Source organism: Marinobacterium lacunae (assembly GCF_000705555.1).
Classification (GTDB): Bacteria; Pseudomonadota; Gammaproteobacteria; order Pseudomonadales; family Balneatricaceae; genus Marinobacterium_D; species Marinobacterium_D lacunae.
This window is the reverse complement of sequence record NZ_JMQN01000050.1, coordinates 22,853-41,796: the sequence shown is the minus strand read 5'-3', so window position 1 is coordinate 41,796 and position 18,944 is coordinate 22,853. Positions and strand designations below refer to the sequence as shown.

Below are 18,944 nucleotides of genomic sequence, written 5' to 3'. Positions count from 1 at the left end.
TTAAACTTCCGCCCCTTTACATGAATCCAAGGTCCATCTGGTTTGACTGCCTCGATTATGTCCGATTCTTTACTAGCACTCCGGTCCCGCCTTGATCAGTGCCGTCTCGCTGATCGCTTTCGTTTAAACCGACGGCTGGACAAGTTGCGGCATGAGCGTGCTGTAGCCAGTGATATAGCGGCTCTGGAAGCGGCTATCGATGCGTCGATTGAGGCCGTGGAACTGCGTAGGGCTTTACCGGTCGATATCGTCTATCCGGATCTGCCTGTCTCTGCTCGCAGAGACGAATTACTCGATACTATCCGCAACAATCAGGTTGTTGTTATTGCTGGTGAAACGGGGTCGGGCAAGACCACCCAGCTTCCGAAGCTCTGTCTGGAGCTGGGGTTTGGTTGTCGGGGCATGATCGGTCATACCCAGCCGCGGCGACTGGCAGCACGCAATGTGGCGGCACGCATCGCCGAGGAGCTAAATACTCCCTTGGGTGAGCGTGTCGGCTACCAGGTGCGTTTTCATGACCAGGTGTCCGAAACGACTCAGATCAAGTTGATGACCGACGGTATCCTGCTTGCGGAAACTCAGCATGACCGCTTTCTTGAGCAGTATGAGGTGCTGATTATAGATGAGGCTCATGAGCGTAGCCTCAATATCGACTTTCTACTGGGTTATATAAAGAGGATCCTGCCTAAGCGACCCGACCTCAAGTTGATCATTACGTCGGCCACAATCGATCTTGAGCGGTTCTCCGAGCACTTCGACAACGCGCCTGTTGTGGAAGTGTCCGGTCGAACCTATCCGGTTGATATTCTTTATCGGCCGTTGCATGAGATGGAAGCCGAAGATGAAAAAGCGCTGGATCTCCAGCAGGGGATTCTGGCGGCTATCGACGAACTCACCCAGATTGATCGCGAGAAACGAGGGGGCGGACCGGGCGATATTCTAGTGTTCCTGCCCGGCGAACGAGAGATTCGCGAGACTGCGGAGACGTTGCGCAAGGCTCAACTCCGAGATACGGAAGTAATTCCTCTGTATGCGCGTCTTTCTTTGAAAGAGCAGAATCGGGTGTTTCAGGGTGAGCGGGGTGCCGGGCGCCGGATTGTGTTGTCGACCAACGTGGCGGAAACGTCGCTCACGGTGCCTGGGATACGGTATGTGGTCGATCCCGGCGTGGCGCGAATATCCCGCTACAGCTATCGCTCGAAAGTCCAGCGTCTGCCTGTTGAGGCCATCTCCCAGGCCAGTGCCAATCAGAGGGCGGGGCGCTGTGGGCGTGTGGCGCCGGGTACGTGTATACGGCTCTACTCCGAGGAGGACTTCAATAATAGACCGGCTTTCACTGATGCAGAGATCCAGCGCACCAATCTCGCGGCCGTTATTTTGCAGATGTTGCAATTACGGCTTGGGGATATTGGTGACTTTCCGTTTGTCGATCCGCCTGACTCTCGTTTTATTACGGATGGTTTTAAGCTGCTTGAAGAGCTGGGAGCTGTCGATAGTCGCCGGCAGCTGACCGCCGTCGGGCGACAGCTCGCGCGCCTACCGGTGGACCCCAGAATTGCGCGCATGGTAATAGAGGCGGCTCAGTTCGATGCGCTTAAAGAGGTGCTGATCATCGCCAGCGCCTTGAGCGTGCAGGATCCCAGGGAACGCCCGCACGACAAGCGTCAGGCCGCGGACGAGAAACACAGGCTCTATGCCGATGAGTATTCGGATTTCATTACACTGCTGAATCTGTGGAATCTGTACGAAGAGCAGCGCGCCGAGTTAAGCCAGAATCAGTTGCGCAACTGGTGCCAGAAACACTTCATCTCGTTTATGAGAATGCGAGAGTGGCGAGATGTCCATCGGCAGCTTCATTTAAGCGTTAAAGAACTCAAACTGCATGAAAATGCAGAGCCTGCCGACTATGCGCCTGTCCATCGATCGCTGCTGGCAGGTCTGCTCAGTCATATCGGTAATCTAGTAGAGAAAGGAGAATATTTGGGGGCGCGAAACCGCCGTTTTCGAATATTCCCAGGATCCGGCTTGTTTAAAAAAAGCCCCAAATGGGTGATGGCTGCGGAGCTGATCGAAACGAGCAAGCTATATGCGCATCATGTTGCGAAAATAGAGCCTGAGTGGATAGAGGCGCCTGCAGCCCATCTCGTAAAACGAACCTGGTCGGAACCCCACTGGGAGAAGAAGCGTGCGCAAGTGGTGGCGACGGAGCAGGTGTCCCTTTACGGGCTCGTTATAGTACCCAAGCGCCGCGTGAATTACGGCCAAATTGACCCCAGGGTTTCCCACGAAATCTTTATACGCAGTGCGCTGGTAGAAGGGGCTTTTAGCACCCGTGCTCCGTTTTTCAATCGTAACCGGGCTTTGTTGGACGATGTCGAAACACTGGAGTCTAAAGCGCGTCGCAGGGATCTGCTTGTCGATGAAGAGGGGTTATATCAATTCTACGCCGAGCGTCTCGAACGGCTGGGTGGCGGACATATAGTCAACGGTGCCGGATTTGAGAAGTGGTATAAAAAGCAGCGTCAAATAGATGCCGACGTTCTCGTGATGACCGAGGCCGATATCTTGCAACGCTCATCCGATCATATCAGTCAGGCTCTCTACCCCGATGTTTTGAGGCTCGACGGGGTCGATTTAAAGCTGGAGTATGTATTTGACCCCGCCTCCGATAAAGACGGCGTTACGCTTCAATGCCCGTTGGCTTTATTGAAAGCGCTGCCACGCAAACGATTGGAGTGGTCGGTACCGGGTTTGCTTGAGGAAAAGGTCATCGCGATACTCAAAGGTCTACCCAAACAGCTACGTAAACATTTCGTTCCTGTTCCCGAGTATGCAAAAGCGTTTTGCGAGTCGGTCACATTTGCAGACGGCGATCTATATGAGGCATTAAGTTTTCAGTTATTGCGGATGACCGGGGTTAAGGTTGATCCTTCACAGCTTAAAGCGTCCGCTCTGGAGCCGCATCAACAACTCAATATTAGCTTGATAGACGCTCAGAACCGTGTAGTGGGAGAAGGGCGGGACTGGGAAGTTTTGAATCAGCGCTATTCATCGCAGGTAGAAGAGGCGATTCAAGCCGGAAGTGACGAAAGCTGGGGGCGCGATCACATCGTCCGCTGGGATTTTGGTGACATAGAAGAGAGTATTCATGTCAAACAGGCCGGAGGTATCGAGGTTGAGGCATGGCCTGGCCTTGAGGATCAGGGTGATCATGTTGAGCTGAAACTCTTCACTAGCGCGGACGAATCCAGAGTGGTGAGCAAGCGTGCCGTGGCTCGTTTACTGCTTTTGGCCATTCCGGAAGTAGTTAAATATGTGCGTCGGCAATTACCGGCGTTAGATAAAATATTGCTGCTAAGCGGGAAGCGATTTGATCGCAAGCGTTTGGAAGAGGAGATATTGATTAAATCGGTTAGCCGAGCAGCACGCATCGCGGACAATGATACTATACGCACTAAGGCGGCATTTGATGCAGCGCTGGAACATGCTCGGGCTAACCTGGCCGAAACCGCGAATGACCTATGTGGGTTCGTGCTGAGTTGTCACCAGCGCCTTCATGCAATCGAGAAGCGGTTGGGTGGTCGCATAGACCTCAGTGCCGTAACGGTTTTGAATGACATCAAGCAGCAGCTTGCCGGATTGATGCATCCCAGGTACTTGTCCGATACGCCCGATGTCTGGCTGGAGCAGTATCCACGCTATTTGCAGGCAATAGAGATCCGGCTTAATCGCTTTCAGCGGGAGCTGCGTCAACAGATTGTGCTATCGGAGCAGTTGGCATCGCTCAAGCAGCAATACGAGAAACGGTGCGACGAGGCGCGTGCTCAGGATGCCTTGACCGACGATTTGAGAGAGTTCCGCTGGTGGCTGGAGGAGTATCGGGTATCGCTCTTCGCACAGCAGTTGGGTACACGCTTCACCGTCTCTGAAAAGCGACTCAGAAAACGGCTTTCAGAACTGATGTGAAAACTGAGCTGAATCAAGGCTTAAACCTTTGAGGAAAAAGGTTGGGGCTCAGGCATTACAAAGGGTTGCAAGGGGGGAGGCCCTATGTTGTAATGCGCACAATTTAGGTGTGCGGGCAGCAGTAAGGCTGCCGGTGGCTCCTGAGGATGGGCGGATAAAAAAGAAGTGCAAGGCATATATTGTCTAAGCTCTCAAATCCGACTCAGAAAAATGTTTTAAAAACCGGTGCTTGGCTTAAATCAAAAAAGTTCATTCACCGGTTTGAAATATTTAAGAATTATAGTATTTTCGTAGGTAGCACTCCGGTGTGCTGAGAAAAACTAGAATTCACTACTAGTAAGTTGAATGTTGAAGGGGAAATTTGATGAAAAAGTCACTGATCGCTCTGGCTGTTGCTGGCGCCATGGCTGCTCCGATGGTAGCTCAGGCTGACGCTACTCTGTACGGCAAGTTCGAAATGCGCGTTAAGTCTGTATCCGACGCAGACCTGGAAGTTGAATCTGACGACTTCCGTGTTGGTGTTAAAGGCGACGTCGATCTGGGCCTGGGCGACACCAAGGGTCTGTTCCGTTACGAAACTGAAATCAACCCGGAAGATTCTTCTGCAGAGAGCGCATTCAGCGACAACGCTGGTGAAACCGGCATTGCTCAGCGTCTGGCTTACGTAGGTGCTACCGGTTCTTGGGGTACTGCCCTGATCGGTCGTATCAACAACCCGGCTGAAGCCGTTGTCGGCTACACTGGTAACCTGTCAGAAGATACTTACTCTGACCTGAACCCGGACCGTCTGGGTTCTGCTATCGCCTACGTTTCTCCGTCTTTCTCTGGCCTGAGCGCTTATGCTGCGATGGTTGCTGAAGGTCAGAACGACGACAGCGAAGAAGATATGGACGGCTATGTACTGGGTGCTGACTACGCTGCTGGCGGTCTGAACCTGTCTGTTGCTTACTGGGAAGTTGCTGAAGAGTACCTGAACTCAACTGACGACCTGTCTTACACTGCCGTTGGTGGTTCTTACACTCTGGGCAACCTCTACTTCGGTCTTGGCTGGCAGCAGCTGGACGCAGGTTCCGACGATGCTGACCTTTGGGGTGCGAAAGTTGCGTACACCATGGACGCTCTGACTGTAGCTGCTAACTACCACGATGCTGACGACGAGCTGGGCTTTGATGATCAGTACAGCCTGAACGCTGTTTACTCTCTGGGCAAGAGCGCGTCTCTGGATGCTGAGTGGGTAAGCACCGACATCGACGGCGCTGACGACCGTGATACCTTCTCTGTAGGTTACACTATCAAGTTCTAAGATCTCTTAGATACTTGTTATGCAGAAAAAGGCTCCTTCGGGAGCCTTTTTTGTTTCTGGTAAATAAACCCTTAATTAACTTTATGTCTCAAGATGTAGCTGGCGCTTGTGCATTAGCGCCACAGTAATGATGCTGCTTAATAAAATAGTCAGCTAAAACCCCGCCTCTTACTCCTCTAATATTTGCGTTCAATCTTATTAGGTATGATCCCATAAGTTCAGTGATTGTATTTATCCTGAGCGTATGAATTGGCTGAACATACTCTCTCCAAGTGTGCTAGCTCACACTGCCCGCGAATGTTTCACCAGTATCGATTATTGATCGAAAAGGACGATTCGCTGTCAGATAGATAGTTGTTGAGTGAAATGGTAGGGTATCGATATCGATGTATCTGCGGGAGGCGCAACAGATGAGCAGTGGGTATGCAATGGGAAAACTCAATTTTGACAACAGTTACGCCCGTTTACCTGAAAGCTGGTATCAGCGCACAGAGCCAAAGCCGTTAAAGGGAGCGCATCTGGCGAGCTTTAACCCCAGTGTTGCCCGTTGGCTGGATATCGATCCGTGTACGGCTGTGCCGGAAGAGGTGGTGAGGTTCTTCAATGGCGAGGCGAGTCTGCCCGGTGCCGAACCCTTGGCGATGAAATACACGGGGCATCAGTTTGGCTTTTATAATCCGGACTTGGGGGATGGCAGGGGGCTGCTGCTTGGTGAGGTGGTTAACAGCAGCGGGGCGCGGTTTGATCTGCATGTGAAGGGCGCGGGGCGCACTGCCTTTTCGCGTTTTGGCGATGGCAGGGCCGTGTTGCGCTCGTCGGTCAGGGAATATCTGGCCGGTGAAGCTATGGCGGGGTTGGGGATTCCGACAACGCGTGCGCTATGTCTGATCGCCAGTGAACAATTTACTCAGCGCAACGGTATGGAGCCCTGTGCTTTGCTCGTGCGTGTTACACCCTGCCATATCCGCTTTGGGCACTTTGAGTATTTCTATTACACGCGACAGCATGATGAGCTTAAGCGGTTGGCTGATTATTGTATCAAGCGCTACTACCCCGAGTGTCTGGAAGAAGAGAACCCCTATTATTCGTTCTACCTGAAAGTACAGGAGCGCACGGCCAGACTTGTGGCACTCTGGCAGAGTTATGGGTTTGTCCATGGAGTACTCAATACCGACAACATGTCCATCTTAGGGGAGACCTTCGACTATGGGCCCTTCACCTTCATGGATAGATACGAGCCGGATCATGTAGCTAACAAGAATGATGATCAGGGGCGTTATGCGTTTAAGCGGCAGCCTGAAATTGTCCTGTGGAATATGAGCGCGTTGGCTCAATCACTCGTTCCATTAGTGCCTCAGGATAAGCTGGAGCACGCATTAACTCAGTTCATGGGGACATTCCGCCGATATGATCTGGAACGAATGCGATCTCGGCTGGGCTTGCTGCGTGAGGAAAGCGGTGATGCGGCTTTGGTTGAAAGCCTCAGGAGCATTGCGGCTGATCACCGGCTTGATCTGAACCGCTTTTTGTACGTTCTGGCGGACCTGCCATCGGATGTAGAGATTGCTGCTACGATTGGAACCTGTGCGCTACCGGAGGCGCTCGAGGGTTGGATGGGGGAGTATCGCCTAAGATTGGCGCGGGAGGCTGCGAGTGCTCCGATCAGAGCAGCCCAAATGAGATCGGTAAACCCGCGCTATATTTTGCGCAACTATATGGCAGAAGAGGCGATCAGAGAGGCGCATGCCGGTAACTATGATCTGTTAAACAGTCTATTACCCTTGTTGAGAAACCCGTCATCTCTCAATGAGTCCCTTGATCGTTACGCGGGTGCTCCCCCTGATTGGGCTGAGGCTATCTGCCTGACCTGTTCATCTTGATGGGAAAAGTGCAGCAAAAGTGACGACCTCTGCCTCAAAGGTGCACAAAAGAGTTGCACTTGACCAGTTGCCCGCGGGATGTAAGTCTTCTAACTATAAGGCTGTCTCTTTATGGCAGCGTGGAGGCTTTGATTGGATATTAATCAGGAAGTTGAAAGGCTCAAGCAGATACCGATGTTTTCCAAGGTGGAAACGTCCAAGCTTAAGCTGCTGGCTTTTACCAGTCAGCTGCTGAATTGCCGAAAAGATGAAATACTGATCAAGGCGAATGATCCGTCTGACTGCGTCTATCTGATCATGGACGGAGAACTTGAGATTCTATCCAGGACAGACTGTGGTCGAGAATCATCAATCATCCGAAAGCGGGGCGATCTCATCGGTGAGATCGCGGTACTCTCCAAGACACGAAGGACCGCCTCGGTCAGAGCCGTCTGTGACACGACGGTCATGAAAATAGACGATGGGGCTTTTTTGGATTTAGTTACCTCAAACCCCACCGTCGCACTGGATGTTATGCGCCAACTCAGCGACAAGCTGGCTGAGGCGGTTAATAGTAACGAGAGCCTGAGAGCCCGTCTTCATGCTCTGGAAGAGTGTGGCGAGGGTAGTGAGTAATGAACGCTGAACGATTCCAGCGCCTCTGGGGCCGCAATGTGCGTCCTGAGAGCAGTGCCTGGAGTGCTGAGGATGTCTACGCATATCTCGATAAACAGTATCGGCATCCTTGTCGAAGCTATCATGACTCAGGGCATGTCGATCAGTGCCTGGGGTGGTTCGACCGCTACTCCGATACCGTAGATGACGCCGACGCGGTGGAGCTTGCTATCTGGTTTCACGATGCGTGCTATTCGCCCAATCCGCAGGGGCATGAGGAGCGCAGTGCCAAGCTGTTTAGTGTGATGGCGGCTGATGGTATGGATAGCGAACGCAAGCAACGTATCATCGATATGATCGGCTATACCACGCATACGCGAGAGCCCGGATCGGCAGAAGAGGCGCTGCTGGTGGATATCGATTTGGCGAGTTTTTGTCGGCCGTGGCATCAATATCTGATTGATACCGCCAAGTGTAAAGCCGAAAAAGAGCAGGTTCCGGACCTGGATTTTTACCAAGGCCAGATCCGCTTTCTCGAGGGGCTTCTCAAGCGCAACAGCTTCTATTTCAGCCCTCCCTTCAGGGAGCATCACGAGCAGGATGCCCGGGCCAACATTACTCGGATACTGGCATTGCTCGAGTCGCGTCTAAAAAAGTCCTCAACTAGCTCGGCAGAGGCTCCACTGCGTAGACCTGAACGGCATGGCTCCGGCCTCTAAGGGCGATGGTTCCCTTTAGATCGAAGCTTGCAAGCTGATGCCTGCACTCCTTTTTCGTCGCTTCCGAAATCAGGATGGATGTGCCAAAGACTTTATTCTGTTGTTCCAGTCTGGCGGCGATATTCACCGCGTCGCTATGCACGGTGTAGATCAGTCTTGAACTTGAGCCGATAAAGCCATTGATAACCGGACCGGTATTGATGCCGATTCGGCACTTGAGCTGAACACCGTCGATAGCGTTATCGTTTTTGAGTGCGTTCTGGATGTTTAACGCCGACAGTAAAGCCCCCTCCGCCGGTGTGTAGTCATCGGGCGCTGTTTCGAAACTGACTAATACGGCGTCGCCTTGAAACTGGTTGATGATGCCGGCATATCGCTCGACCTCTCGTTCCACGATACTGAAGAAGCGATTGAGTGTCGCAATTACCTCATCGGGTTTGAGGCGCTCGCTCAGGGTTGTGAATCCTTCTATATCGATGAACATGATCGTGGCAGTGGTCAGCTTCGCATGACCGGATTGTGGTTCTTCCGATGAGTTGGCAAGGCTGTCTGCCACTTGCTGGGGGACGAAATGCGACAGGTCTCCTGCGATAGTGGTTTCGATGATCGACTCGACCATTAGTCTATTTGCGCGATGAATGGCCATGGCTAAGACCAGCGTTACGACAATAATTGTCATGATCTTGTCGAACTCCGCGCCGAATAGCATGCTGTTTGAGGTCATGTATTCAACATAATCGCGTGTCACCATATCGCCGGGACCTGAGGCCTGATAAACGTAGTAGATCATGACGAGCCAGCCTAGCGATGCACATGCACCGGCGAAGAGGACAAAGCGTACCTCAAACCTCAGTGCCCTGAGCGCTATAAATATGAAGACATACAGCAGAGTCGGCGCTTTCAGGTAGAAGCTCGGAGGCTGCATGTACTGGAGATGAAAGCTCCAGATCAGCAGATAGAGCAAGACAATATTGCCGATGATCGAGAGGTACGTAGCCCAGGCAGGTGGCAGACAAACGCGGCTTATGTAGAGTTGCATTGCCGTAAACAGAAAGTAAAACAGCAATACCCAGGGCACAGGCGCAAAAGTCGCTTCCTCCGGGTAGGTTTTCGGCGCTACCAGATAAAGCAGTCCGAAGATCGACACGACCAAGAGCTGTATCAGTGCGATCAGTCGTTCGCTGCCTGCCTGTTGCAACTCTATTTCGAGGCGAATGCGGGATGGAAGGCTGGCCAGCATACGGCCTTTGCGCGTTCCGTAGAGCGTCATGAGGCCGGTATTGATTTGCTCAAAAAGCTTGGCAAGCTTCATGATAAGGTATCGCCAGTTAATGGGTGTTCCATCACAGCCCGTGCTTAAAGGATGATTTCGACATATCTGAATTCATCGATGTAGACTTTGAGAACGAGGCGCCGCTATTGAATCATAGCTCAGACGTCAATTTCGGCTGTAAATGAGACGTATAATGGCTTGGGTGTGTTAAGAAATTCTTTGAAATCGACAGTCTCTATGAGACATTTCCACGCTGATAGTAAATACCGAATACCGGAGATTCATGGCTGCATCCGATAAACTTATGCCGCGCCGTATTTTGATGTATAGCCACGACACTTTCGGTTTGGGGCATTTGCGGCGGTGTCGGGCGATAGCGCACGCCATCGTAGATCGATACAAATCGGTCACAGTTCTTATTTTGACCGGCTCTCCCATTATCGGGAGCTTCAGTTTCAAAGCACGCGTGGATTTCGTGCGCATTCCCGGCGTAATTAAGCTTCATAATGGTCAGTACACATCTTTGAGTCTGCTTCAGGATCTTGGCCAGACGCTAGCGTTGCGTGAATCGATCATCCGCCATACGGCGGAGATTTTCGACCCTGACCTGTTCATCGTCGACAAGGAGCCGTTGGGCCTTAAAGGGGAGATCGAGCCGACGCTCAGCATGCTGAAACAAAAAGGTGTGCCGATTGTGCTTGGGCTTCGGGAGGTATTGGATGCGCCTCATCTACTTCGCATGGAGTGGGAAGAAAAGCGTGCGATCGAGGCGATTGAATCGTATTACCGGAGCGTGTGGGTCTATGGCGATCCCAGCATGGGCGATCCGCTAGAGGGCGTACCGGCAAGCGAGTCGGTGCGTTCCAAAATGGTCTATACAGGTTACCTCAAGCGCAATCTTCCGGAGACCTATAGCTCACAGAACCTCAGTCACGTGAAGGAGCCCTTCCTGCTGGTAACCCCGGGGGGAGGGGGCGATGGCATTGCAATGGTCGATGCAGTCCTGCGTGTCTATGAGGAGGTGCCTGATCTTCCATTGAACCTCCTGGTCGTGCTGGGGCCCTTTATGCCGAACGAGGTTAGGGACGCATATCAGAAGCGTTCTGAGGTGCTAAGCCGGGTCGAAATGATCATGTTCGACAACTGTATGGAAGCACTGATGCAGAGGGCTGAGGCGGTGGTCGCCATGGCCGGGTATAACACATTCTGCGAGATTCTATCGTTCGATAAGCCAGCGTTGCTGTTGCCGCGCAAAGAGCCACGGCAGGAGCAGTGGTTGCGTGCGGTCAAGGCGCAGGCCCTTGGGTTGGCCACCTGCATTGATCTTTCAGAGGACAATCTGGATAGCTACTTGAGGCAGGTGCTACCGGTGCTTCACACCAAACCCGCGCCTTCGACCAATATGGCTCCAGGTTTTCTCGGAGGATTGGATGTCGTGTGCGATAGCGTGGCCGAATTGATAGGGCTATCCGAAGAGGACAATTAACGTTGACCATGCCCCGTCTAAGGGTCTTTTTTTATGTGCAGCATCTTCTCGGTATCGGCCATATCAAGCGTGCCGCCCTGCTGGTGGAGGGCTGGGTAAAGGCCGGTCTCGAAGTGACTGTGGTATTGGGAGGAGAACCCGTACCTCAGTTTGATTTTCAGGGTGCGAGAGTCATCCAGCTGCCGCCGCTTAAATCACGCGATGCGGATTTTAGCGGTCTTGTCGATGTTCAGGGCCGTGAACCTGACGAAGCGTTTAGGCAGCGCCGCTGCGCCATGCTGATATCGGCATTTGAAAATGAGAAGCCGGATATTCTGGCTATCGAGAGTTATCCTTTCGGCCGCCGTCAGTTGCGCTGGGAGTTGTTGCCATTATTGGAGCGCGCCTCAAGCCGCTCGATTCGGCCCATGATTGTAAGCTCCGTGCGGGATATAGTGCAGGGACGTCGGCCTGAGCGTGTGCGCGAAACCCTGGGTCTTATCGACCAGTATTTTGATGCTGTCCTGGTGCACGGCGACCGTCGCTTTTTACCGTTCAGTGCCAGTTTTCCAGAGGCGCATTTAATAGAGCGCAAGCTTGTGTATACGGGCTATGTTACCGGGTCTCAGACATCGACTGGCACCACTGACCTGGGCAGGGGAGAGGTGATCGTTTCTGCAGGCGGGGGCGCTGTTGGGTTCCGGCTTATGGATGCGGCCCTGCGCGCGAGAGCCAAGACAACATTGTCCGACGTGACATGGCGATGCTTGGTTGGACCTAATCTACCGCGTGAACATCTGGAGCAGCTTGAGTCTTTGCGCGCTCCCAACGTCATTATCGAGCCTGTAAGGCGTGATTTTCCTGAATTATTGACCAACTGTCAGGTGTCTATCTCACAGGGCGGCTATAACACCATGATGGATTTGCTGGGGGTACATACACCGGCGGTCGTTGTGCCGTTCGAGGGCGAGGGCGAAACCGAGCAACTCGAACGCAGCCGTCGTCTGGCGGCACTAAACCGTTGTGTGGTGGTGCGTGAGCAGGTTCTCGATCCGGATGCGCTGGCGGCGGCTGTGGACCAGTCATTAGGGTTGAAACCCGATGAAGTGCAGATAGATCTAGACGGTGCAGAAAAGAGTGCCGGGCTTTTGGTCGAGCGCTGGGAGGCACTGCGTGGTTAACTGGTCCGATTTGGACGCTGAAATTCAGCTATGGCGGGATGAAGGTCGCATACCAACGTTGTGGTGGCGTGACGATGATGCTCAGAAAGACTCGGCGGCTCTTAGGCGTCTTTCCGCGCTGAGTGCGAAGTATGCCGTGCCGCTCGCGCTTGCGGCTATTCCTAAGGGGTGCGAGCAAAGTTTGGTGGATGTTGTCGAAGACAACCCCGGTCTTTCGATTTTGCAGCATGGATATTCCCATCTCAGTTATGCGCCGGTGACTGAACGCAAGTGTGAACTGGGTTCCCATCGTCCTATCGTAACGATAACGGACGAGTTAACGCGTGGCTTGCAGCAGCTTAGAGAGATGTTCGGCTCTCGTTTTCATGCCGTGCTTGTGCCGCCCTGGAACCGGTTGAGTCTTGATGTGGTGGATAGCTTGCCTGCGTCAGGCTTCGTTGGACTGTCGACGCTGGGACCGCGCTCAAGCGGTTCTGTTGAGTTGGTTCAGGTCAATGTTCATGTCGACCTGATTGACTGGAAGGGCGGACGGAAATTTGCAGGGGAGGAGCGGGCACTTGGTCAGCTTATTGATCATCTGCGCTTGCGGCGCCTTGAGAAGGTCGACCCTCTTGAGGCAACAGGTGTGATGACGCATCACCTTGTGCATGATGAGCCACTTTGGGTATTCTTGGAACGCCTGTTGTCATTCACCCATGAGGCGGGCGTGCGCTGGTGCTCAACGGACGAACTTTTCCGTTAAGGGGAGTGCTAGGTGGCGTCAAGGGGAATGTTGTAGTCCTCAAGCGTTAGCACACCGCAGTTCCAACGGAAGAGGAGTGCCTGTTTCCAGTTGACCCGCACAGGGCAATCGTCGCGCATATCCCAGTCAAGCGCGGCGCTAAGCATGGCCCTGATAACCCCCTTATGAGCGACGATGCCATAGTGTCTGGCGACGAACGCTTGACTGCCCAACCACTGGATAACCCGCTCACGCACCTGCCGAGGTGACTCTCCGTTAGGTGGTAAAAGGTCCAATCCTCGACTTTCCATTTCGCGCATCGAATCGCCCAGCCGTTTGCGAAGCACTGCAAGTTGTTCCCCCTCCCATTCACCCCAATCCATTTCGATGAGTGCAGGTTCAGTCGAGTATTCATGAATACCCAGCAAACGTGCGGTTTCCTGAGCCCTTTTTAGCGGGCTGACAAACCAGGGCGAAGGGGCAAAGTCGGGGGGGATGGAAATGTTCACAAGACTCCCTCGACCCGCTTCGCTTAACGGAATGTCCCGACGTCCCTGAAAACGCTTCTGAGCATTCCACTCGGTGGCGGCGTGTCTGATTACGAGAAAGTCTATGCCGACACTGTACTGGTCTGATTCGGGCGTCATACGGTCCTCCCGGTTGCAAGGGGCATCAGTAGCGTACGCAGACGAGTCACAGCGATGGTTTCATCGTGTCTTTTAATACAGGTTGTTCGGGCCGCCTCTCCAAGCGCTGAAAGACGCTCAGGAGAGGTCGCGAATGCGCTGATCGTCTTGGCCATCAGCTGAGTATTTCTGGCCGGTATAAGCGTTCCACTCTCACCATCATGCACCACACTGGCAACACCACCCTCACCGCCGGCAATTACCCAGGTTGAACAGGCCTGGGCTTCGAGCAGTGACATGCCAAACGCTTCATTTACGGCAGGCCATACCATAAGATCGGCGGCCTGAAGCAAGGGGATCAGCTCTTTCTGCGTCAGCAGTCCGGTAAAACTCACATGTGAAAGGCCTGAAAAGTATTGGTGTATCACCTTTTCAGACTTACCGCCTCCAACCAGGATTAGCTGCACATTGCTGGCCTCACAGAGGCGAATACTCTCGGCAAGCAGCCGGTAGGATTCGCTCTTGTCGCCCGGTCTCATCATCGCCACGCTGATTAACCAGACCCGGTTGTTATCGAGGTTATAGCGTGCCGCCAGGACTTCGCGAGTTGTTTTGGAGGGCGAGATGTAAGGGGTGAGGTCGAGGTAGGGGGCCAGGTAGTGCATCCGCGCGGACGGAACCAGCTGACCGACCCCCTCCTGATCGGTCGGATTCAGGCTAATGACAAGCGCGGCTTGCTGTAGTGCTGTCTCTGTTGCCTTGAGCGAAAGGGCCCAGGGGCCTCGTTGCTGCTTGCCTGCGTAGGACGCCTCGGCAACTACGTAGGGAATTGACAGCGCCTTGCATACCTTCGGGCCAATCCAGTCGGGTGCCTTATGATACAGGTGATAGGTGAACCATATACGCGGGCGTTGGGCGCTTGGCAGTGCCCGATAGCGGCGTATCAAACGTTCAGCCAACCGGTTGCCTATCTCGCTCAAACGCCTTTGCCGGTTGATATCACCCTTACCGTCGTACGAACGAAAGGTAGACGCAAGTTCGACGTTGAAGCCCGCCAGTCCTAACGTATGTATAAGGCGTGTGGCGATCAAACGGTCGCCCGAAGGGTTCGGGTGTGTAGGCGGCTTCAGGGGCGCATAAAACGCAAGGGGCGGATGGACGCTCATGGTGGTCACTTCAGGCTGTTGATGCCTCTTGCTCCGGCAGCAGGTTTTGCTCGTTAAACTTATCCATCAAGCGATCAATACCGTGCTCAAACGAGAACTGGCTGCGTACGTGCTCATATCCGGCTTCAGCCAGGGATTGGCGCACCTTAGGTGAGCGTATCAAGCGCTCCAGCTCCCGGGCCAATGCCGCTGAGTCATTTTGCTCAACCAGTACACCTGTCTCACCGTCGATAATCAGTTCGGGAATACCGGATACGGAGGTGGCAAGGCAGCAGAGTCCCTGACTCTGGGCCTCCATCAATACGTTGGGGAGGCCATCTCGATCGCCATCGTCCGTGATGCGCGAGGGTAGCACGAACAGATCGCTTTCCCGATAGTGTTTCAGAACCTCTGACTGAGCCATTGCGCCCATCCAGGTGATGCGGTTATCGAGGCCAAGTTTCTCAGCCTGCGCTTTCAGCTCACCAAGCAGGGGGCCGCCTCCTATATGCGTCAGGGACCAGTCGAGTTCTTTTGGCATCATCGCAAGCGCATCTATTAGCAGGTTATAACCTTTTTTCTCCACCGCGCGGCCTACGGATATCAGTTTCACCGGTTGATTGATGCCATCGTTTAGAGAGCGATCTCTCACCTCAGGGGTAGAGAAGCGTGAGAAGTCCAGACCGTGATAGACCAGATCAACCCGTCCGTCGTCGGGCGCAAGCGACGCCAGGTAATCGCGGTTGGCGCGCGTGCAGGTTACAAGCCAGGATATATCAGCGAGCTTGTCGCGCAGTTCCCACTCCGATTGGGTCCAGATATCCTTGGCATGTGCCGAGCCGACCCAAGGTAGCCCGTTAAGTAGACTGCAGTATCGACCGACCGATCCCGGCGTGTGAATGAAGTGAGTATAGAGCGCGGTAGTCTCAGCCGGCAGCTCGCGGGCCAGCACCAACGCCTGACCGAAGCGTCTTGCACGGTTGGAACTGAAATCCCGTTTCAGGTCGCGCAACCAGCTTTTTAATGCCTGCCAAAATCCGCGACGCCCGATTGCGGCGAAAACGCCTTTCATGACTCGTAAGGGCTCGTCACGCAGATATTCCGGCAGGTATAGCACCGGTGAGCGGATCTCTTCATGGATGGGGTGGCGTTTCACATCAGTCGGATGCCTCAGCGATACGATCAGGATTTTGACCCCTCGGCGTTCCAGAGCAAGAATCTCTTGGGCGATGAATGTTTCCGAGAGACGGGGGTATCCTTTCAGGATCAAGGCGATCATGGTGTACTTCCTGGGTGCTTGGCCGACGCTAATTGCCGCAAAAATTCTCAACCCGACCTTAGGTAGACTAGTGAACGGCGGTGCAGATGATATAGTGATACTGTAATAGAGGGAAAGAAAGCCGCTTGGGCCGGACAGCATATCGGGAATGCAGGATGGATTCGTCAATATTCAAGTTTATTCTGCGCTACACGCTTAAGGACCAGGTCCTTATACTGCTGCTTACGCTGATCTCTTTCCCCTTTGTCTACGCGACCCTCGAAGTTCCCAAACGTATCGTCAACGACGCTATCGGGGGCGCCAATCCGCCTCAGGCCATTATGGGGGTTGAGCTTGATCAGCTCGATTACCTGATACTGCTCTGCTTCGTTTTCCTGGGATTGGTGCTGCTCAACGGTGCTATCAAGTACGTATTAAATGTCTACCGTGGTGTTGTTGGTGAGCGTACGCTCAGGCGTTTGCGCTATCAGCTTTTCGAACGGCTTCTGCGCTTCCCATCCCGGCGTTTCGAAAACGTCTCTCAGGGTGAGCTGATTCCGATCATCATTGCCGAAACGGAGCCGCTAGGTGGCTTTGTAGGCGAGGCCTACGCGTTACCGGCCTTTCAAGGCGGCTTGCTGCTGACCTATCTGTTTTTCATCTTTAATCAGGATCTGATGTTGGGTGCGGCGGCCGTCGCGCTTTATCCCTTTCAGCTCTATCTGATCCCAAAGTTGCAACGCAGTGTGAACTTGCTGGGCAAGGAGCGTGTTTTTGCTGCGCGAAAGTTAGGTGAGCGCATTGGCGATACGATTTCGGGCATGAACGAGGTGCATGTCAACGATACATCCCATTACGAAAAGGCCGAAATCAGCAAGCGTTTAGGTCTTATCTTCGGTATCCGACTGCAGATCTATAAAAAGAAGTTTTTCATCAAATTTCTGAACAACTTTCTGGCTCAGGTTACGCCATTTTTCTTCTACCTTATCGGCGGCTTTTTCGTATTGAAAGGTGACCTTTCTCTGGGGGCGCTGGTGGCGGTGCTGGCCGCATACAAGGATCTGGACGCACCATGGAAGGAGCTGTTGCGTTACTACCAGAGCAAGGAAGATGCCCGCATTAAATACGAGCAGATTGTCGAGCAGTTCGACCTGCCGGAGATGCTGGCCCCGGAACTACAGGAAGGCCCCGTGCTTACACTTGAGCTGGAGCAGGGCTGTTGGGAGGCTCGGCGCCTGAGCTATGAGGTCGGATTGGGGCAGCGCAAACTCGAACAGCTCAATTTCACTATCAGTTTGCAGGCCCATACGGCCATCGTCGGTCGGGGAAGCAGCGGTATACATGAAACAGGGCTGTTGCTGGCGCGTCTTGAGCTGCCAACGGCGGGGAATCTGTTTTTTGCCGGCGCGGATATGCGCACGTTGCCGGAGTCAGCCATCGGTGAGCACATAGGGTATGTCGGTCCCGACGTTCATCTCTTTGCCGGCACTATTCGGGACAACCTCACCTATCCTCTGCGCAGGCGTTACGTACCACAAGGGGACGACGCTCACCGTGAGCGATTTATCCGTATGGCCAAGGAGGCCGGAAACAGTTGCGATGATCCTGATGGCAGCTGGGTGGATCTGGGGCGCCTTGGCATGCAGGAGGAGCACGAATTGTCGGACCATCTCCACTCTGTCATCGAGCAGATGGATATGTTCGAAGAGCTGTTCCAGCTGGGGCTGAACATGAGACTCAGCAGTCCGGAGCCGGAGCTCGAACAACGCATTCTCGCGATACGAGAGTCTGTGCGTCTGCGCCTTCAGGAGGAGGATTACAGCGGATTGGTCGAGCCGTTCGACTGGGACAAATACAACGATAACCTCACCGTCCATGAGAACATGCTCTTTGGATCGAAAGCGGATGATCTGACGATTGATGAGGCGTCGCGAAATCCGGTTGCGCTCGAGTTTTTGCGTGAGCAGGGGTTGCTCAAGGACTTTCTGCTGATAGGTCGGCGTCTTGCCGAGATAATGGTCGAGTTGTTTTCCGATGTGGATGAGCAGAGCGATCTGTTCGAGCGCTTCAGTTTCATACGCTCGGAGGACTTGCCGGAGTACCGGGAGCTGCTCAAGGACACCAGTTCGGAAGAGATCAATGCTGACGATGCGGAGCTTTGCCGTAAACTACTCTCTCTGACTTACCAGCTGTGCCCTGCACGCCACCGTCTGGGGCTGATCGATACAGGTCTTAAACAGCGTATATTGCAGGCTCGCAAGGTGTTCTCGCAACGGTATGGCAAAGAGGAGGGGCAGCGTCCGCTCGATATTGAATACTTCAACAATGCCGCCTACAACTCGGGGCTGACACTGCTTGAAAATATGCTGTTCGGGCGTGTTGTCTACGGTGTTGTACGTGGTCAGGAAAAGATCGCAGCATTGGTGCACGAAGAGTTGGGCCGTATGGGACTGGAACGCGCCATTCGCGAGACAGGCCTTGAGTACAATGTCGGAACCGGTGGCCGTCGTCTATCGCTGGCCATGCGCCAGAAACTGGCGTTTGCCCGCATGCTGGTTAGAAAGCCGGATGTGGTGATTGTGAATGACGCTACGTCGAACTTCGACCCCTCAACGGAGTTCAGGATCATGACTAACCTTAAACAGGTGCTCTCTGACCGTGGCTTGGTATTGATCAGTAGCCGCCCACGCTTGGCTCAGTTCTGTGAGCAGGTAATCCTGCTTGAGCATGGCCACCTTGTCGATCAGGGCAGCTTTGCCGATCTGGAAGCAAACAGCGAGCCGTTCCAGCAGTTGTTGAGCGAATAGCGCTGT

Annotated in this window: 13 protein-coding genes; 9 read left to right on the top strand and 4 right to left on the bottom strand. The window is 53.5% G+C overall.

Features of this window, described 5'->3' with window-relative positions:
* Positions 1-57 precede the first annotated feature (57 nt).
* From hrpA to ADIMK_RS21485, 5 genes are all read left to right on the top strand, one after another.
* On the top strand, positions 58-3,966 hold the full coding sequence (gene hrpA / locus ADIMK_RS17480) for an ATP-dependent RNA helicase HrpA (protein WP_036190896.1): 3,909 nt from the start codon (positions 58-60) through the stop codon (positions 3,964-3,966).
* A gap of 364 nt (positions 3,967-4,330) precedes the next feature.
* Positions 4,331-5,269, top strand: coding sequence for a porin (locus tag ADIMK_RS21490; protein WP_051693079.1), 939 nt, complete (start codon positions 4,331-4,333; stop codon positions 5,267-5,269).
* Positions 5,270-5,679: 410 nt separating this feature from the next.
* Positions 5,680-7,149, top strand: a complete 1,470-nt coding sequence (locus tag ADIMK_RS17470) for a protein adenylyltransferase SelO (RefSeq protein ID WP_036190953.1) — start codon at positions 5,680-5,682, stop codon at positions 7,147-7,149.
* Between the two features lie 132 nt (positions 7,150-7,281).
* Positions 7,282-7,764: a cyclic nucleotide-binding domain-containing protein gene (locus ADIMK_RS17465; RefSeq protein ID WP_051693078.1), complete on the top strand. Its 483-nt coding sequence runs from the start codon at positions 7,282-7,284 to the stop codon at positions 7,762-7,764.
* Positions 7,764-8,462 carry an HD domain-containing protein gene (locus ADIMK_RS21485; RefSeq protein ID WP_051693077.1) on the top strand — a complete coding sequence of 233 codons (699 nt, stop codon included), beginning with the start codon at positions 7,764-7,766 and terminating at the stop codon, positions 8,460-8,462. Before ADIMK_RS17465 ends, ADIMK_RS21485 begins: the two co-directional genes overlap by 1 nt.
* Here ADIMK_RS21485 and ADIMK_RS17455 read toward each other — a convergent pair.
* Positions 8,407-9,774 (bottom strand): adenylate/guanylate cyclase domain-containing protein, encoded by a 1,368-nt coding sequence (locus ADIMK_RS17455; RefSeq protein WP_051693076.1) that lies wholly within the window; start codon positions 9,772-9,774, stop codon positions 8,407-8,409. The genes ADIMK_RS21485 and ADIMK_RS17455 overlap by 56 nt on opposite strands.
* Before the next feature lie 244 nt (positions 9,775-10,018).
* On the opposite strand from ADIMK_RS17455, the gene ADIMK_RS17450 reads away from it, so the two are divergent.
* Genes ADIMK_RS17450 through ADIMK_RS17440 form a run of 3 tightly spaced genes read left to right on the top strand, consistent with a single transcriptional unit; the run spans position 10,019 to position 13,123 of the window.
* A complete protein-coding gene (locus tag ADIMK_RS17450; protein WP_051693075.1) occupies positions 10,019-11,221 on the top strand; it encodes a glycosyltransferase family protein in 1,203 nt (400 codons plus the stop codon).
* Between the two features lie 35 nt (positions 11,222-11,256).
* The gene (locus ADIMK_RS17445) at positions 11,257-12,381 is read left to right on the top strand and encodes a glycosyltransferase family protein (RefSeq protein WP_051693074.1); all 1,125 of its coding nucleotides are present in this window, start codon (positions 11,257-11,259) and stop codon (positions 12,379-12,381) included.
* Entirely contained in the window at positions 12,374-13,123 is a 750-nt protein-coding gene (locus ADIMK_RS17440; protein ID WP_036190895.1) for a polysaccharide deacetylase family protein, read from the top strand. The genes ADIMK_RS17445 and ADIMK_RS17440 overlap by 8 nt, the downstream gene beginning before the upstream one ends.
* 8 nt (positions 13,124-13,131) lie before the next feature.
* Here ADIMK_RS17440 and ADIMK_RS17435 read toward each other — a convergent pair whose 3' ends face one another.
* From ADIMK_RS17435 to ADIMK_RS17425, 3 genes are read right to left on the bottom strand one after another with little or no spacing between them, the layout of a single operon-like run.
* Positions 13,132-13,749: a histidine phosphatase family protein gene (locus ADIMK_RS17435; protein ID WP_051693073.1), complete on the bottom strand. Its 618-nt coding sequence runs from the start codon at positions 13,747-13,749 to the stop codon at positions 13,132-13,134.
* A complete protein-coding gene (locus tag ADIMK_RS17430) occupies positions 13,746-14,894 on the bottom strand; it encodes a glycosyltransferase family 4 protein (protein WP_051693072.1) in 1,149 nt (382 codons plus the stop codon). The genes ADIMK_RS17435 and ADIMK_RS17430 overlap by 4 nt, the downstream gene beginning before the upstream one ends.
* Positions 14,895-14,904: 10 nt before the next feature.
* Positions 14,905-16,152: a glycosyltransferase family 4 protein gene (locus ADIMK_RS17425; protein WP_036190894.1), complete on the bottom strand. Its 1,248-nt coding sequence runs from the start codon at positions 16,150-16,152 to the stop codon at positions 14,905-14,907.
* A 155-nt stretch (positions 16,153-16,307) separates the two neighbouring features.
* Between ADIMK_RS17425 and ADIMK_RS17420 the strand changes: the two genes are divergently transcribed.
* Positions 16,308-18,938 carry an ABC transporter ATP-binding protein gene (locus ADIMK_RS17420; RefSeq protein ID WP_051693071.1) on the top strand — a complete coding sequence of 877 codons (2,631 nt, stop codon included), beginning with the start codon at positions 16,308-16,310 and terminating at the stop codon, positions 18,936-18,938.
* Positions 18,939-18,944: the final 6 nt, after the last annotated feature.

What these genes read in the sequence shown, in the direction of transcription:
- hrpA (WP_036190896.1), top strand. Translation starts at nt 58, where the DNA reads ATGTCCGATTCTTTACTAGCACTCCGGTCCCGCCTTGATCAGTGCCGT.
- ADIMK_RS21490 (WP_051693079.1), top strand. Translation starts at nt 4,331, where the DNA reads ATGAAAAAGTCACTGATCGCTCTGGCTGTTGCTGGCGCCATGGCTGCT.
- ADIMK_RS17470 (WP_036190953.1), top strand. Translation starts at nt 5,680, where the DNA reads ATGAGCAGTGGGTATGCAATGGGAAAACTCAATTTTGACAACAGTTAC.
- ADIMK_RS21485 (WP_051693077.1), top strand. Translation starts at nt 7,764, where the DNA reads ATGAACGCTGAACGATTCCAGCGCCTCTGGGGCCGCAATGTGCGTCCT.
- ADIMK_RS17455 (WP_051693076.1), bottom strand. Translation starts at nt 9,774, where the DNA reads ATGAAGCTTGCCAAGCTTTTTGAGCAAATCAATACCGGCCTCATGACG.
- ADIMK_RS17450 (WP_051693075.1), top strand. Translation starts at nt 10,019, where the DNA reads ATGGCTGCATCCGATAAACTTATGCCGCGCCGTATTTTGATGTATAGC.
- ADIMK_RS17435 (WP_051693073.1), bottom strand. Translation starts at nt 13,749, where the DNA reads ATGACGCCCGAATCAGACCAGTACAGTGTCGGCATAGACTTTCTCGTA.
- ADIMK_RS17430 (WP_051693072.1), bottom strand. Translation starts at nt 14,894, where the DNA reads ATGAGCGTCCATCCGCCCCTTGCGTTTTATGCGCCCCTGAAGCCGCCT.
- ADIMK_RS17425 (WP_036190894.1), bottom strand. Translation starts at nt 16,152, where the DNA reads ATGATCGCCTTGATCCTGAAAGGATACCCCCGTCTCTCGGAAACATTC.
- ADIMK_RS17420 (WP_051693071.1), top strand. Translation starts at nt 16,308, where the DNA reads ATGGATTCGTCAATATTCAAGTTTATTCTGCGCTACACGCTTAAGGAC.